The organism is Mesorhizobium sp. M6A.T.Ce.TU.016.01.1.1, from assembly GCF_003997065.1.
GTDB classification, from domain to species: domain Bacteria; phylum Pseudomonadota; class Alphaproteobacteria; order Rhizobiales; family Rhizobiaceae; genus Mesorhizobium; species Mesorhizobium mediterraneum.
On sequence record NZ_RZTJ01000007.1, the window covers coordinates 222,115 to 238,624 of the forward strand.

Consider the following 16,510-nt stretch of genomic DNA (forward strand, 5'->3'; position numbering starts at 1 on the left):
CTCGGGGTTGCGCACCTGGGTGGTTCAGCCGGTTGGGGTTCAGGCGCGACGAAATCACGAAGCCGCTCGGTGAGGTCTGCCGAAAGGAAGAGCTGTTCGGGGTCGGAGACAGGTGACGAAACGACTCGGGAGATAAAGCCCTTCGACGGCCCGGGCGTGATGGACATCGCGCACGGAGACGATCGAAGCCGTTCGCGCGACGCATTCATGAGTTGCGCGAGGATTCGGTCCGCGTGATCGACGGAACGACAGGCGATTTCGAGCCGCAGAAGAAGCGGGTGCTCGTCATCGTCGTGCCAAACGAGAAGCGCCACCGGCTCCGTTTCGACCGTGAAGAGAAAGAGGCCGTTCGTGGGATACGACAACGGCGCCGCGTGATCATCGGCGAGGCGCTCGAACTCGATCGGCCCGGCCCACCATTCGTCGGCACCCGGGGCGAGTAATTCCGCCAGTGACACCCATTTACTTCCCTGCCTACCGTACACTCCGAACGAACATGCGGTATCGGGCTGGGAAGATAGTTGCTCCACCGCCGATTGAATACCCGCGCCGAGCACGAGGAGCTCTTGCGATTTCAGGACGCAAAGCGGTAACCGGCTGAGACTCAGGTGTTCCGAAAGTCGGGTGGGAAGATTGGTCATGTTTGGGCCCTCGTGTCTCACCACGCGAGGAGGCAAGAGATGTGCCGGTATCACCTGCTCCCGACCCACTGCTGGATCTCGTCAGCCAATTGCTCGAGAACGCCCATCGTCCCGGCGGGGAGCGGGTCCGGAAACCGTTGCTCGGGATACGCGAGCGTTCCCCCCAGATGGACCGGCTGGACGCAGGGCATCTCGTGCTGTTCGAAAAACTTGATCATGTTGTCCGCGCATAGGCGCACACTCGGATCGTCCGCGGGATCGGTGGCGCCGTTGACGATGACCGCTCCGAGTTTTCCTTTGAGCTGTTGTCCGTCGCGCCACAGGGGATCCGATCTGTCGAGCAAGACGACGCCCAGGGCCGGCGGCATTCCGAAGCAGGTGGGAGTAGCCACCAGAATCACGTCCGACTCTTTCATGAGTGACAGAACACGATCGATCCCGTCGCCGTGGTATCCGAACGTTTGATAACACTGCTCGCACCCGAGACAGTCGATACGCTCATCGGCCAGACGCACCTGTTCCACGACCTTCACCCGCCGATCTCTCTCGAGCGAGCGAAAAACCTCGCCGAGCATCCGCGCTGAGTTACTGGACGCGCGTGGGCTGCAGTCTATTCCAATGATGGTCGTCGCTTTGTCCATGTGAGGATCCCTAGTAAGGCGTGACAGCTCGATACCGAATGGCACGGGGCGAAGTTTTGAGTATCCCCACCGATGGCTTCAAAGTCGACGATACTCGCTCTTTACCTTTGAATTTTCCGGATCACAATATTGACCTCCTAAGGTCGGTGAGCCGATCCGATCCGTCGAGGCTGCTCGGGGTTGCGCACCTGGGCGGTTCAGCGGGTTGGGGTTCAGGCGCGGTTCTTGAAGCGCCAGCTCTCGTTGCCGGTCTCGACGATATCGCAGTGGTGAGTGAGCCGGTCGAGGAGCGCGGTGGTCATCTTGGCGTCACCGAAGACCAAGGGCCATTCCCCGAAGGTCAGGTTGGTGGTGACTATGACCGAGGTCTGCTGGTAGAGGCGGCTGACCAGGTGGAATAGCAGTTGGCCACCGGACTGGGCGAATGGCAGATAGCCAAGTTCATCGAGCACGACGAAGTCTTTGCGCCCGAGATAATCGGCCATGCGTCCCTGCCGGCCGGCTCGGGTATCGGCCTCGAGCTTGTTGACCAGATCGACGACATTGAAGAAGCGGCCGCGGGCACCATTGCGGATAGCGGCGCGGGCAATGGCGATGGCCAGGTGGGTTTTTCCAGTGCCGGTGCCGCCGATCAGCACGACATTGCGTTCATGGGCGAGGAAGTCACCGCCTGCGAGGTCCTGAAACAGGGTCTCGTTGATCCCGGTCTCGGTAAAGTCGAAGTCTTCGACATCCTTGGCGAGCGGCAGCATGGTCATCTGGTACTTGATCGAGCGAGCCTGCTTCTCGGCGATCTCGGAGGTGAGCAGGTCGGCCACGACGGTGGGGCGATCGAGTTCGTCCGCGTTAATTTCATCCCGGAGCGGTCTGACCGCGAACGCCGGCGCATCGGAGCCAGCGGCAGTTGGGCAACCTACGTCGAAACAGCTCCAAATTCCGGGCGCCTGAACCCCGGTGGATGCCCACGCCCGGCGCCTGGATCCAGAAAAATGGAAGCTGGTTTTAGAAATAGATCATTAATAAACAATAAGTTATGGTTCCATCCCGATTCTATCGGGATGGAACAGGCTTCAGGCGGCGGCCCTTATGGCAAGACCGAAATGCGCCCCAGAAGAGCCACCAGTTCCGCCTGACGTCTCGTCTCTGTCTTGGCGAAAAGCGAGGCAAGCTGTGAGCGGATCGTTGTGCGGCTGAGGCGCCAACTGCGGGCGATCTCCAACGGCGCATCGCCCTGAGCCAAGCGCAACGCCAAGTGTGTTTCTGCGCTCGTCAAGCCAAACATCCTTTGCAGTGTCTGAGGATTTGGTCCCGATCTGTTCTCACGGTCCAGCAATGCCACGATGCTGGTTCCGTCAGGAGCGATAAGTCCGTTCTCTTTCAGTATCACCGGCCTGTCGCCTCTGCTGCGGATCACCACCCAAGACAGTGAGCCCGGCAGGAAATGAGCCGGAACATTTGCGATCAGCCGCCTTAGAGCTATCGAAAGCCCACCGGCTGTTTCAGCCGCTTCGCCCTGGCGCTCCAGCGTGGTTTGAGCGGCTGCGTTCCATTCGATTACTTTTCTTTCGCGGTTCAGCACGAGATAGCCACAGCCGATGCGATCAAGCATGCCGGTGATGGATTCCAGGCTGCGTCTCCTTGGTTCGTCGACCCCTGCGTCCGCACGATCTGCTGCACGCGCTGAAGGATAAGCATATGAGGGCCGCGCCATCTTCGCCTCAGCGTTATACTTGGCGCCCATCGCAATGTATCGGTTGCCCGCAACAGCATCACTGTGTCTATCGATCAGAGTCATTTTTCCAACCTTCCCCAAGGTTCACTATCCCGAAACAAATTGTCCGGGATTTACAAACAAACTTTTATGTATAGGGCTCACAAAAATGGGCCCTATCTAACTTAAAATTCGATATATTCTGAGGAGTTCTGACCAAGTCATGCTCCCCCGCCCTGATAAAATGCGCGCTGTGATAGTGGTATGGCAATCCGGCAGTCGTACTAGGTTGTACGTTTTTTGCTCTAGTCTCGACGGCCTAGTTAAAAGGTTGTAGCCTATGCCTATGAACTCGCATTCTCGCAGGTGGAATTCGGACCCGTCAGCCAGATTGCTAACTCATATTGCGTCCGCATCGGTACTATTCGCCACACTGATATTCGAAACAAAAGCGTCAGTATACATTGGGGAAGGCTCGAGTTTTCTAGAGTTTATTCCAGCTATTATTATCATTTCCTATCTTGAAGACCGCGCGCCCGCGCTTGCCGCGACGATCCTGATGGTGGCAGCCGGCCTATGGGCACGGGGTACCCTGCATGGTCAGATCTCCAGCGAAGATTGGGCGCGCGCCATCCTGCTTCTGGTTTCGGGCGGGGTGATTGCCATGACGTTCCATCGGCTGCGCCAGGACTTGCGTGAGCTGCTGGAAATCGCCGAGGTCAGGCTCTCCGCCGTCGAAGCAACCGAGAGCCGCTACCGTTGGGCCTTCGAACGTGCTGCCATGGGATTTGCAAACACCAACGAGGATGGTGAGCTGCTGCAATCCAACAGACGTCTTTGTGAGATGACAGGTTACAAGGAGGAGGAGCTTGCCCATTTGCGGCTCAGGACACTCGTTCATCCGGCCGACCGCGATGCCTTGGCGCAGTTGTTGGCGGGCCTGGGTAACGACAGTGCTTCGTTCGCTTCGGAGGTTCGTCTGACACGAAAGGACGGCACGGCATTCTGGGCTCGGCTAACCCTGTCTTCGTCCATGCCCGATGGGGTGCTCTTAGAGAGCATCTTCGTGGTGGTCGACGATATTTCGGAACGGCGGGCTGCACACGAAGCGCTTCGGGCTCAGAAGGAGTGGCTAGATCTCGCTTTGTCTGCTGGACGCCTGGCCACGTGGCGGATCGATCTTAAAGACGGGATCGTCACCGGCTCGGGCACGTTCTGGGACATTCTCGGGCTGCCCCCAGCGGCTAGCCGCCGCCTCGAGGACCTGACGGCCGTCATTCATCCGGCGGACTGGCCAAAGCTGTTGGCATCAAGAAAGCTCGCATCGGTCACGAACTACGACGTCGAGATTCGCGTCCGACGACCGGACGGCCATATCCGCTGGGTTGCCTTACGCGGAAGGGAAGAGAAATACGATGATCGTCTACAGCGGCTTGGAGTGGCCGCCGACCTGACTGAGCGACGACAAACCACACTGCTGCGCGCCGCGGCAAAGAAGCGGGAGCGCATTATGCTGGAACAACGTCACAGATTCAGCAACCTGTTCCCAGTGATCACGGCGCTCGTGAACATGGTCGATGTTCCCGAAAACAATGTCGCCAAGTACAAGGAGACGCTCATCGACCGGATTCGTGCGCTCGAAGCAACGCATCTGCTGCTGTCACGCAACGGCAATGCGTCGGGGATGCTCCACGATCTCGTTGTCCAGGAGTTGCAGCCGTATATGGGGACACGCGACATATCGATCAGCGGTCCCTCCGTGGTGATATCAGGCGGCGCCGCCGAGAGCTTTGCAATGATTGTTCACGAGCTGACGACCAATTCCTTGAAACATGGAGCGCTTGGCGATCCAAAAGGCCGGATCGAAGTAAATTGGACGTTCGCATCGGAAGATGCGGGCAGTGACATCGTGTTCAATTGGGTGGAATCGGGGCGGCGGCGGACTTCAAGCGTTGTCCGTCATGGTTTTGGTTCCATGATAATCGGGGTGGATGGGGCGCCGCTTGTCGGTCACTCCCCCAAGCTGGAAATATCGGATCGCGGGCTCCGATATTCGCTACGGCTGTCACGCAAGGAAATCGGCCCCTAACGCATCCGCTCAAACATCGGCCCAAAAATCGAAATCGATTTTTGGAAAGCACGATGCGTAGAGCGTCCTTTGCGGCCCAAAAGGAAGCGCGGCGCTCTAATTGATATTGTTGATATTGCTCGTAAGCCAGGTCTTCAGCATCACGGCAGCTTCGGTCCGATTGCGTACGCCAAGCTCACGCAGAACCGCAGCGGCATGGATTTTCGTCGTCGCTTCCGCGATTTCCAGATCGCGCGCGATTTCCTTGTTCGAATACCCTTCCGCCATCAGCTTGAGGACTTCCTTTTGCCTCGAGGTCAGCCTGCCCAGATTGCCGCTGGTGGTACGTCGATGTGGGATCTGCTCAGGGGGCGTAGGTGCGTGAGTTGCTTGCGCTGCACCCGGGCGTGAAAGAAGTGCAGGGACGTAGATGCGGCCCGAGAGAATTTCGTTGACGGCCATAACGACCTCCTCGTCTCTCTGCGACTTAACGATATAGCCGTGAAGTCCGATCGAAAGAGCCGTCAGTATCTCCGAGCGTGAATCGTTCCCGGAAACGATCGCAAATCGTGTATCCGGATAAGCCGACAGAATGCCGCTGAGCACTTCCTGATTGAACAATCCCGGCATGTTCAGGTCCAGGATCGCAAGATCAACGGACGCCTGTTCCGCCAGCAGACTAAGTACGGCATCGAAACACGACGCCTCAAATATCTCTACACCTGGAATGCCTGCGGTCAGTGCCAACCGCAAGCCACGACGATACAAGCCGTGATCGTCGGCGATGACGATTCGATACATTTGAACTACCCCAACGAAACCTGGAATGATTGAACGGTGATGGCCTTAAAGTCTGGCCAACCACTCGTCGATTCACCCAGTCAACACCCGCAGTGCCCCAACACCGCAAGCGTCATTTGCTAATATAATCCTAAATAACGGGAAACGCTCCTCTTATTTTTGAACCCTGCGAACGGAATCGGCTGACCTGTCGAATATCCGTTCTCAACCTCCAAGACCCGCGTCCCAACAGCTCGCTTCGATGCCACCACCACGCAATTGCCGGGTTGCCGTAGATCGTTCCGGCAATTGGTGGATATTTGGCTCATTGCAAGCACTCATTCGGGTTTGCCGGTCTCACGGCCACAAGCCGATCGGCCAAGAACTGACCGCTGAAGCGTGCTCCGAACCTGCCTCTGCGACAGCATGCCAGCCTTCATCGATCAGTGCGGTCATTGAATACCAGAATGTCTGAATCGCTACCATTCGAATGCACGACGACATCCCCCCCGACGGCCTCATACCATCAAGCTGCAAATATCCGGGTCAAGGTCGGCGGGAAGGCTCACCGGCTTTTAAGAGAACAAGAAAGCAACTTTCCGGATGCTGCGGCCGTGACAACAGCGCTGAGTTCGAGTGAACGTGGGAGGATCAGATGAAAGCAGTGATTCAATGTGGTGGAATGGGGACACGTCTTCGCCCCTTCACATCGGTCTTGCCGAAGCCGCTCATGCCGATTGGTGCCCGGCCGGTTCTCGAGATGCTTCTGAAATGGCTGCGACGCAATGGCATCCAAGAAGTCTACATCACAACCGGGTATCTCGGCCATTTGATCCGCACCGTGTGCGGAGATGGCTCGCAGTGGAACCTGAAAATTCGATACACGCAAGAAATGGAGCCGCTTGGCACCATCGGACCGCTTTCTTTGATCAGAGATGAGCTGACAGAGCCGTTCATAGTTCTCAACGGGGATGTCCTCACGGATCTAAGTCTCAGTCGATTTGTGGCAGCCCACCGCAAGCACAACGATCCGGTGACGATCGCCACAGCCTGCCGCCTGATCAAGATGGACTTCGGCGTCATCGATGAAGTCGACAATAGGGTGCAGATCTTTCGCGAGAAGCCGACGCTTTCGCACCTGGTCAGCATGGGAATCTACTGCATGAACCCAGACGTTCTGCAGTTTATTCCATCTGGCATTCCCTTCGGGTTTGACGACCTGATGCTGCAGATGATGCAGAACGGCACCACCGTCCACGTGTACAAGCATGATGGTCTCTGGCTCGATATCGGGCGCGTCGACGATTTCCAGAACGCGCAAGCCATTTCCTGGGAAGACCAGTCGGCCTCGATCGAGGTCACTGCCACGGCCGCATGACGAGATCACGAAGCCGATCCCACAGTCTAACAGTCTAGGAGGTTATGATGCTCTTGGTCAGTGCCCCAATTTTGGGTGTGCCGGAGAAGACAGCTTTGTCCAAGGTCATCGATAGCGGCTGGCTGACCATGGGAGAGCAGGTGAAAGCCTTTGAAGAGGCTTTTGCCAGTATGCATGGTGCGCAGGATTGCGTCGCGGTCAGTTCTTGCACTGCGGCGCTTCATCTCATTCTACATGCTCTCGGTATCGGACCAGGCGATGAAGTGCTGGTCCCGTCCATGACCTTCGTGGCGACCGCAAACGCGGTTCTCTACGTCGGTGCCACTCCGGTCTTTGTCGACATCGAGTCGGCCGACGTGCCGCTGATGTCGATCGTCGAAGCTGAAGCAAAATGCACTGCGCGCACTAAGGCGGTCATTCTCGTACATTTCGCCGGCTACCTCGCCAATCGGGAAGAATGGCAGAAGTTCGCCCGCGCCCGAGGACTGCAGATCATCGAGGATGCCGCGCATGCGCCCGGCTTGAAGGAAGTGGGTACATTTGGTGCCGCGGCGGCCTTCAGCTTCTATGGCAACAAGAACATGACCACGGCGGAAGGTGGGGCTGTGATTGCCCGAGACCCCAAGCTGCTTGAGACAATCCGCCAGGCCCGTGGGCACGGCATGACCACCGGGACACATCAGAGGCTGAACAGTCGCACGCCGCAGTATGATGTCACCATGCTCGGATTCAACTATCGCATGGATGAAATGCGCGCTGCAATCGGACTGGTCCAGCTGCAGAATTTGCAGGAATGGAATGAGATCAGGCGTATCCTGGTCATGCTATACCGGCGTCTCATCGCAAAACACTGCCCAGCCGTGACAGTCCCGTTCCACGAGCCGCGGACGTCGGCCTATCATATCATGCCTGTCCTTTTGCCGCGCTACGCTGACAGGCAAGACGTCATCGACGAATTGCGCAAGCAAGGAATACAAACGACCATCCACTATCCGCCGGTGCACCAGATGACGCTCTATCGCGAGCTTTTTCCCGGCACCCATTTGCCGCGGACAGAGGACTTTGCCCAGCGTGAGCTCACGCTGCCACTTCATCCCCAGATCACTGCGCCTGTGGTCGAGTCAGTGGCGACCGCTCTTGCCGCTGCGGTCAACAGCTGCGCCCAAGCAGGAACAGCAGCATGAATGCCTTGGATTTATCCATCCATCGACCTGTTGTCCCAAGCGCCGCCCATGGGCTTGCGAGACGAGCAATGGATCTCACCATCGCTACCGCAGCCGCCATAGTGTTCGCTCCGCTGATGCTGGTGATCGCTCTGGCGCTCTTGCTGGAAGGCGGCCGGCCTATCTTCTTTGCGCAGACCCGCGTGGGTGCCGGTGGGCGGCCATTCCGCATGTACAAGTTCCGCAAATTCGCCGTGCGATGCGATCCCGGTGGCCTGGCGCTGACCATGGCCGGAGACAGCCGCATGACGACAGTGGGGCGGTTTCTCGCCCTCACCAAGTTCGACGAGTTCCCGCAACTGTGGAATGTCTTCAGAGGCGAGATGGCTATCGTCGGACCGCGACCGGAGAGCCTTGTCTTCGCCGATTGTTTCCGCGGTGGCTTTGAGGCTGTTCTAAAATACAAACCGGGCTTGTTGGGTCCGGCCCAGGTTCTCTTCCGGCATGAAGCCCATTTTTATCCGCGATCCGAGGATCCGCTCCTTTTCTACCGTGAGGTCCTGTTTCCTGCCAAGGCCAGGCTTGACCTCGCCTATTATCCGCAGCGCACGGTCACCTCTGACATCATCTGGATGGCGCGCGGCTTTCTGGCGGTCCTCGGCCTGGCCTCGTCGCCGCCGACCAGCCCGGTCTCGCCGCCAATCGGCATGTGAGAGCAGTTTGGCATGGCCGCGCTCTGTTGGATTTGCGAGGTCGCCGCATCACGTCATAGGGGGAACGCTTAGTCATGAGCTACAGGGGTAGGAAAGTTCTGGTCACGGGTGCTGATGGGTTCATCGGGTCGCATCTCACCGAAGCGCTCGTCCGCAGTGGGGCGGATGTCACGGCGCTGGCTCTCTACAATTCCTTCGACAGTCATGGTTGGCTCGATGATTTGCCGGCCACCATTCGAAGCCAGTTGAACCTGGTCCGCGGCGACGTCCGCGACAGCGCGTTCCTGAACCGGATCGTGCGCGGCCAGGCCGTTGTGTTTCATCTCGCCGCGCTTATCGCGATTCCATATTCATACGCGGCCGCCCAGTCTTATGTAGACACCAACATCCTGGGCACGGTGAACGTCCTCGAAGCGGCGCGCCAATGGGAGACAGAGCGTGTGGTGCACACCTCGACCAGCGAGGTCTATGGCACCGCACAGACCATGCCTATCCGCGAATCCCACCCGCTGCAGGGCCAGTCACCATATTCGGCATCCAAGATCGGCGCGGACATGATGGCAGAGTCCTACGCCAGGTCGTTCGACGTCCCCGTCGTGATTATGCGGCCGTTCAATACCTACGGCCCACGCCAGAGTGAGCGGGCTATTGTGCCGACCATCATACGGCAGGCCCTCGACAAAAATTGCCCGGCGATCATGGTCGGGGACACAAGCCCGATCCGCGACCTCACTTTTGTGGAAGACACGGCGGCGGCGTTCCTGACCGCAGGTTCGGCCGAACTCGAATTTGGCCATGCCTACAATGCAGGGAGCCAGCGCGCTGTGACGATCTCGGACGTGTTGGATCTGGTGCTCGAGTTGAGTGGCTCCCAAAAACCGGTCCATCGCGACGAAAGCCGCCTGCGGCCGCAGAATTCCGAGGTCCGTGCCTTGCTGGCCGATTCTTCACTCCTCGAAAGCAAGACTGGATGGCGGGCACAGACCAGCCTGCGCGATGGGTTGGGGCGAACCATCGGATGGTGGGAGGCGCGCCTCAGCGAAGGCCGCGTACGACGCGAAATGGGTTATATGACATGACTTTTCACCCGCGTGTGTTGGCTGCGTTGTTGATTGCCGCGGGCATGTCGTTGGGTCTGTCCACGGTCGGAAGCCGGCAAAGCAGCGAGCAGACACAATTTGCTGCGCCGGTGATGATGGATCTACCCGATTATTTGCGCCCAGCGACGGATCCGGCGTTTGGGACCAGTTTCACGCGCATTACCAAGCCGGGAGTGCTTGGTAATGGGCTTGCATGCGAGAAGAATTATTGCACCCACCGGTATTCGAGTGCTCAAGCCTGGAATTCAGACCAGAGCCTTCTTGTCATCACCAACGGCTGTAGCGGCGGCATGTGTTTCTTGGACGGGCGCACATACGCGCCGCTGTTCCGTCGCGCTCGATCTATTGAATGCGAATGGCACCCTCAAAACGCCGATCTGATGATCTGCGTTCAGGGCCGGCAAGTGTCGACCTGGGCGCCACGGACCAATCGCGAAGACGTCCTGTTCGCTTCGACTGAATACCATGATTTCCATTTCGGACCGGGCAAGGGCAATCCAAGCCGTGACGGTGATCGCATAGCGGTGCGCGCGGTGCGTGAGGATGGCGAGACGGTGGTCTTTGCCTACGATCTCAAGCAGCGGCGGAAATTCCCGGACATCGATCTTGGGCATCTTGGCGGAACCAATGGTGCCTGCTCGATTTCTCCGCTCGGAACCAACATTCTATGCCTCCAGGAGATAGTAAGCGGCATCCAACAGGCCTTCATTTTCAGTGTCGAGGGCACTTTGCTCCAGAAATGGACGGAACATCATCGGCCCGGCCACGGCGACATGACAGTCGATGAGGACGGCAGCGAAGTCTATGTCGGCATCAGCAAGTCCGATCCGGACAAGTATCACGTGATCAAGCGAAGGCTGTCCGACGGCAGGGTCACCCCACTTATGAAATACGGCGAAGCCATGCATGCATCCCTGCGTGCGCTGGACAGGCCCGGCTGGGTGTTCCTGACCTATGGCGGCGATCCGGATGAGGTGTCAGCCCGTCCAGACATGGCGCCATATGCACAGGAAGTGATCGCGCTGCGCATCGACGGCAGTGGTGAGATTCGACGCATCGCACAAACGAGAAGCACTCAGTTAGACTATCGAAGCGAAACTCATGCCTCGCCGTCGCCTGACGGCTCACAAGTAGTCTGGTCGAGCAACTGGGGCGTGCCCGGCGGTCCCGTCTACGACTTCGTCTCCCGTGTCGATTGGCCGGAAGAGCCGACGTTGAACCGGAAGGAGATTGTCACCAATGGTCTTCACTAATCGAATCCTTCTTGCCGCGCTTGGTATACTGGCTGCCATCGATATGGCCACCGCAGCGGAGACGCGGGTTGCATATCGACTGTCCGCCGGCGATACCGTCGAGATAGGAATTGCCTCTATCCCGGAACGAACGCAGCGTGCCGTGGTTCAAATGGACGGCACGATCGCGCTTCCCGAAGTCGGGATGGTTTCGGTCGGCGGCCTCACTCCGGCCGAATTGCAGACGCGGATGGAGACGATCTTGCCAACCAAGATATTCCACCAGCGTCTGCCTGATGGGCGAGAGCAAATGATCGTCATCAAGCCGAGCGACGTCACCGCCGTCATCGCAGACTATCGCCCGATCTACGTGACCGGCGACGTGCTCACTCCCGGACAGCAGGCCTATCGACCGCTCATGACCGTGCGGCAGGCGATTGCCGTGTCTGGCGGTTTCAGCCTTCTGCGGTCACGGACAAACCAGGCTGGCCCAGATCCGGTGGATTTGCGGCGCGACTATGAATCGGCTTGGGGGGAGTACACCAGAGACTACTTTCATAGCGCCCGTCTGCGCGCCGAACTTCAGAACCAGGCGAATTTCGACATGAAGCCACCACAAGGGTCACCCTTGTCGGCCGCTTTCGTCTCGGCAATCGCCCAGGCCGAAGCGGAAGGGCTCAAGATTTCCCTGGACAACTTCCAGCAGGAGCAAAGCTACCTCGAAAAAAGCGCCAAGGACGCTGCGGCGCAGATCGCGGTCCTGCTCAAGCGCGAGCAGGTCGAAGCCGATGCAGTGAAGGCGGACGAGGACGATCTGGCGCGAGTGACGAAGGTATATAAAGCAGGCAATCTGACCAACGACAGGCTCGCCGACGTGCGGCGCGGTGTGATTCTCTCTTCCAGCCGGGCGCTCGAAACGTCGGTCGAACTCATGAGAGCGCGACGCCAGCAGGATGATTTTGTCAGACAGCACGAACGCAACGGCAACCAGAGAAGAATTGGTCTTCTGACCGAACTGAAGGACACCAACGTGCGTCTTGCCGACATCACCGCAAGACTTCGCGCCGCCAGCCAGAAATTGCAGCCCACGGGGGCGTCCGCCCAGCCGCTGCCAGTTGCCGGCGAAACCATTCAGGCTCAGGTCACGATCATCCGCAAGGTCGGTGAGGAATGGCGTAAACAGCCGGCCGGAGAAGATACCGAGGTATCACCGGGCGACACGATAGAGGTAAGGTTCAGCAGCGGTCTCGAGAGCGTAGCGATCCAATAGAGCAATTCCAGGAAAAGTGTGAAGGCGTTTTCCGTCCGGAATTGCGCAAAAACAAAGAGATAGAGCGGTTCGGCGTTTCCGTGAAACGATGAACCGCTCTAAACCGGCTGTACCTTGGTCCTGTCGGAATTGCCGTCTGCGTTACTGTCTGAAAGCTCTGGATACTTGGTCCGTGAAGGGTTTCAGCAGATAGGACCAGACATTGCGCTCGTCGGTGCTTATGTGAACTTCGGCCGGCATGCCGGGTTTGAGTATTTTCGCTTCCGTCAGGCAGGTCGCCGCATTTTCGACGTTGATGCGCGCCGAAAAGTACGAAAGCTGACGTTGCTGATCTTTAATCAGATCTGCAGAGATGCGGTTGACCGAGCCTTGGCAAACAGGTGTCGTCCCTGCATCGAACGCCGGAAAGCGGATTGAAACCCGCTGTCCAGGACGTACGTCATCTATACGCTCTGGAGAAACGAGCGCATCCACCACCAGGTTGTCGGTATCGGGCACAATCATCATAAGCACTTCCCCGGGGGCAATCACGCCTCCGACGGTGTGGATCGAGGATTCCTGTACGGTTCCAGTCTGTGGGGCGCGGATATCTGTCCTGGCGAGCTCGTCTTCCGCCACTACCTTGCGCTCATTGAGCTCGGTCTGCTTGGCTTCCGTTTCGCGAAGTTCGCTCGTTACCTCGCTCCGCATTTGCTCGTCGAGCTGAAGCACCTGAAGGTCGGTCTCACTGATGCGAGCTTGGACCTCCGCGATTGCCGCGACGAGGCGTCCTGACTCGCCGCGAGTCCGGCTCTTCTCCAAGCTGACAGTGCTCAGCCTCTCCTTGGAGACCAACTTCTTTGCGTAGAGAGATTCGACGTCAGCAAGGTTCTGCGTCAGCAGATCCAGCGACTCGTCCATTGCCGCCTGCTGTGCTTTGAGGCCATCGATCTGACGCTCCAATTGCTTCGAGCGGCTTTGCAATTGTGCCTTCTGGCCAGCCAATGCCGCCGCCCGGCTTTCGAACACGGCGCGTTCGCCACGGACAAGTGCCGCCAGTTGCGGGTCGCCCATCTGGGCCCGAACGCTGGGTGGGAGTTGCATTTCCGGCAGGCCCTGCCGCTCGGCCTCCAGTCGCGCCAGACGAATGGTGGCGCGATCCAGATCCTCGCTGACTATCTGCAGGTTTGCTCGTGTCAACGTGTCGTTCAGCCTGACCAAGACGTCGCCGGCACGCACATGGTCCCCGTCCTGGGCGAAGATGCCGCCGACAGTGCCGCCGGTTTGATGTTGGACTTTCTTTATGTTGCTTTCGACCACCACGGTGGCGGGCGCAATCACCGCACCGGCAATCTTGGTCAACCCTAGCCAGAGCCCTCCACCGAAGATCAACAGGCAGGTGGTCGCCAGGCCCAGTAGCAGATTGGCCCTGATGCCATCCGGCTCTTCGGTTGGATTCGTCGGGATCAGTTCGCTTTCGCTACCGACCGCGGCATATGATGACACGGTCCCGGTAGAGCAATATCTCACATATGCCTGCCTGCACCTTTCCACGGCGGAACGACAATATGCGGCCAGACCCAAGAGCAGATTGGTCCGGATGCCATTCGGCTCTGGCTTTGCCCCAACCGATGGGCTTTCGCCACCGACCGCAGCATATGACGACGTGGTCATGTTAGGCACTAATACCTCACGCATGGCCGCTTGCACCTTGCTGCAGCGGGACGACAGTATTTGGCCGCGGGAAGGGCCGGATGACATTTGCCAGAACGTCTTCGCGCGAGCCAAATGAATGGAGCATGCCATTCGACAAGACGAGTACCTGATCGATGTTGACGAGAGCCGACGGACGATGCGCCACAACGATTGCGATGCCACCGCGTTCGCGCACCGCCAGGATTGCCCCGGCCAGGGCAACATCGCCGTCGGCATCCAGGTTGGAATTTGGCTCGTCGAGGACGACAAGGAATGGATCACCATAAAGCGCTCTGGCGAGCCCGACGAGCTGCCTCTGCCCAGCTGACAGGGCCGCTCCGCCTTCACCGATGCGCGTTTGGAAACCTTCCGGCAGTCGCATGATCATCTTGTCCACGCCCGCAGCCTTGGCGGCTGCCAGCACGCCTTTTGCGTCTGCCTTGCCGCCGAATCTTGAAATGTTGTCTGCGATCGTTCCGTCGAACAGCTCAACGTCCTGCGGCAGGTAGCCGATATGAGTGCCGAGCAACTCCGAATTCCATTGATCGAGCGCGGCGCCGTCCAACCTTACCGTTCCGCGGAGCGGCTTCCATGCCCCGACCAAAGCACGCACGAGCGTCGTCTTGCCAGAACCGCTCGGGCCGACGATCGCCAACCCCGCGCCCCTCGACAAGCGAAAGCTTACATTGACGAGCGTTGGTCTCTGCAGACTTGGTGGCGCGACCGTCAGTTCCTCGACCGCAAGCTGTGTCTGTGGGCGCGGCAGTTCCATAGGGTCTTTCTGGCTGCCGAAAGCATCCAGTGCTGCCGCCAGGTCGGAATAGCTTCGGCGGGTGGCCAGAAACCCTCTCCAGTTTGCGATCGCCACATCGACCGGCGCCAATGAGCGGCCCAGCAATATGGACGACGCGATGATAACGCCGGGCGAAGCCTCGCCGCCGATCACAAGGTAGGCACCAAGCCCCAGCACGGACGATTGCAGGGCCATGCGGAGTGTTTTCGACAATGAACTCGCTGCGCCGACGACATCGGAGAGCTGTTCCTGGTTCTTGAGGTAAAGATGGCTGATCTCATTCCAGCGCCGACCAAGCTGGGCTGAAAGGCCCATCGCCTGAACAACCTCCGCGTTGCGGCGGCCGGAATCGGCAAGAAGCCGCTGTGCCACGAGCGTTTCAGACGCTCGCGCGGCGGGTTTGCGGGCAACGACTTCCGCGACGACCGTCAAAAGCACGACAGCAGCCGCGCCGAGGGTTGCCAACACACCAAGCGAAGGGTGCAGTAGATAGATGACCACCATATAAAACGGTATCCAGGGAGCGTCGAAGACGACTGTCGGTCCCAGCCCGGAAAGAAAGCCGCGCAACTGGTCCAGATCACGAAGTGGCTGCACACGGTTCGCATCCTGCCCAGCAGTAAGCGGCAGGGAAAGCGAGGCAGCGAACGCCTTTTGCTGCAGATCTCTGTGCAGGCGGCTGCCGATGCGGACCAACAGGCGAAGCCTGACGAAATCGAGGAGTCCATAGACCGCGTAGAGGCCCAGCATCCCGATCGTAAATCCGACGAGAGTGGGAATGCTCTGCGAAGGCAGCACGCGATCGTAGATCTGGAGCATGTAGACGGAGCCGGTCAAGGCGAGAATGTTTATCACCGCCGAGAAAACCCCGACGCCAATCAATCCGTGCATTGAGCCGAACATGGCGGAACGTAGATCGGGCGAGCGCCCTTGCGTTGGCTTCATGATCTGCGATCTTTCGTGCGAAATTGCCGCGCGAACGTGTTGGTCCTGTCGATGATGGGTAAACCCTCTTGCCTTGCGGGAAGCGGCTGCTTTCCGTTAGCTACTGAAACATTACGTTTTGCTTACGTATGTGCCTTTTGATTAAAATGTAGCAAAATCGTGACGCTGGACCGAGAATTCGGGAATTGGCTCTGCAAGGCTGGGGATAACTGGGGTGAGAAACCGGATATTCCCAATGATGAGACAATATTCCCAACCAAGCGACAGATGAGAAGCCCGTGATCACCCTTTGTTACATCATGTCTTCAAAGCCCATGGCGATGAGTGTTTTTCGATTCGCCCATCGAAAATTTAATGAATTTGAGATACACTTAACTGGTGCGCAATTGTCGGACACTGGC

Annotated in this window: 14 protein-coding genes; 8 read left to right on the forward strand and 6 right to left on the reverse strand. The window is 58.4% G+C overall.

Going from position 1 to position 16,510, the window contains the following annotated elements; translation table 11 throughout:
- The first annotated feature begins 233 nt into the window (after positions 1–233).
- Positions 234–443 (forward strand): hypothetical protein, encoded by a 210-nt coding sequence (locus tag EOC94_RS34095; RefSeq protein ID WP_185928254.1) that lies wholly within the window; start codon positions 234–236, stop codon positions 441–443.
- A 248-nt stretch (positions 444–691) separates the two neighbouring features.
- Here the strand turns inward: EOC94_RS34095 and EOC94_RS16240 are convergent, their stop codons facing one another.
- The 3 genes from EOC94_RS16240 to EOC94_RS16250 form a co-directional block, all read right to left on the reverse strand.
- Positions 692–1,282 carry a flavodoxin family protein gene (locus EOC94_RS16240; protein WP_127291730.1) on the reverse strand — a complete coding sequence of 197 codons (591 nt, stop codon included), beginning with the start codon at positions 1,280–1,282 and terminating at the stop codon, positions 692–694.
- A 212-nt stretch (positions 1,283–1,494) separates the two neighbouring features.
- Entirely contained in the window at positions 1,495–2,133 is a 639-nt protein-coding gene (istB, locus tag EOC94_RS16245; protein WP_127291734.1) for an IS21-like element helper ATPase IstB, read from the reverse strand.
- A gap of 233 nt (positions 2,134–2,366) precedes the next feature.
- On the reverse strand, positions 2,367–3,077 hold the full coding sequence (locus tag EOC94_RS16250; protein WP_095485208.1) for a helix-turn-helix transcriptional regulator: 711 nt from the start codon (positions 3,075–3,077) through the stop codon (positions 2,367–2,369).
- A 307-nt stretch (positions 3,078–3,384) separates the two neighbouring features.
- On the opposite strand from EOC94_RS16250, the gene EOC94_RS16255 reads away from it, so the two are divergent.
- Complete coding sequence (locus tag EOC94_RS16255; protein WP_337125939.1) at positions 3,385–5,082, forward strand: PAS domain S-box protein; 1,698 nt, start codon at positions 3,385–3,387, stop codon at positions 5,080–5,082.
- Between the two features lie 96 nt (positions 5,083–5,178).
- Here the strand turns inward: EOC94_RS16255 and EOC94_RS16260 are convergent, their stop codons facing one another.
- Positions 5,179–5,862, reverse strand: a complete 684-nt coding sequence (locus EOC94_RS16260) for a response regulator transcription factor (RefSeq protein WP_126106514.1) — start codon at positions 5,860–5,862, stop codon at positions 5,179–5,181.
- Between the two features lie 634 nt (positions 5,863–6,496).
- Here EOC94_RS16260 and EOC94_RS16265 point away from each other — a divergent pair.
- The 6 genes from EOC94_RS16265 (at position 6,497) to EOC94_RS16290 (ending at position 12,697) form a co-directional block, all read left to right on the forward strand.
- Positions 6,497–7,219: a sugar phosphate nucleotidyltransferase gene (locus EOC94_RS16265; protein ID WP_095485205.1), complete on the forward strand. Its 723-nt coding sequence runs from the start codon at positions 6,497–6,499 to the stop codon at positions 7,217–7,219.
- 47 nt (positions 7,220–7,266) lie between these two features.
- The gene (locus EOC94_RS16270; protein WP_095485554.1) at positions 7,267–8,403 is read left to right on the forward strand and encodes a DegT/DnrJ/EryC1/StrS family aminotransferase; all 1,137 of its coding nucleotides are present in this window, start codon (positions 7,267–7,269) and stop codon (positions 8,401–8,403) included.
- Between the two features lie 68 nt (positions 8,404–8,471).
- Positions 8,472–9,095: a sugar transferase gene (locus EOC94_RS16275; RefSeq protein ID WP_245458027.1), complete on the forward strand. Its 624-nt coding sequence runs from the start codon at positions 8,472–8,474 to the stop codon at positions 9,093–9,095.
- 74 nt (positions 9,096–9,169) lie between these two features.
- Positions 9,170–10,174: an SDR family NAD(P)-dependent oxidoreductase gene (locus tag EOC94_RS16280; RefSeq protein ID WP_126106516.1), complete on the forward strand. Its 1,005-nt coding sequence runs from the start codon at positions 9,170–9,172 to the stop codon at positions 10,172–10,174.
- Positions 10,171–11,448, forward strand: coding sequence for a hypothetical protein (locus tag EOC94_RS16285; RefSeq protein ID WP_126106517.1), 1,278 nt, complete (start codon positions 10,171–10,173; stop codon positions 11,446–11,448). The genes EOC94_RS16280 and EOC94_RS16285 overlap by 4 nt, the downstream gene beginning before the upstream one ends.
- Positions 11,435–12,697 (forward strand): polysaccharide biosynthesis/export family protein, encoded by a 1,263-nt coding sequence (locus EOC94_RS16290; RefSeq protein ID WP_095485201.1) that lies wholly within the window; start codon positions 11,435–11,437, stop codon positions 12,695–12,697. The genes EOC94_RS16285 and EOC94_RS16290 overlap by 14 nt, the downstream gene beginning before the upstream one ends.
- Positions 12,698–12,838: 141 nt before the next feature.
- On the opposite strand, the gene EOC94_RS16295 is transcribed toward EOC94_RS16290, so the two are convergent.
- Positions 12,839–14,146: an HlyD family type I secretion periplasmic adaptor subunit gene (locus EOC94_RS16295; protein ID WP_348627383.1), complete on the reverse strand. Its 1,308-nt coding sequence runs from the start codon at positions 14,144–14,146 to the stop codon at positions 12,839–12,841.
- Between the two features lie 220 nt (positions 14,147–14,366).
- Positions 14,367–16,109: a type I secretion system permease/ATPase gene (locus EOC94_RS16300; RefSeq protein ID WP_164759032.1), complete on the reverse strand. Its 1,743-nt coding sequence runs from the start codon at positions 16,107–16,109 to the stop codon at positions 14,367–14,369.
- Positions 16,110–16,510: the final 401 nt, after the last annotated feature.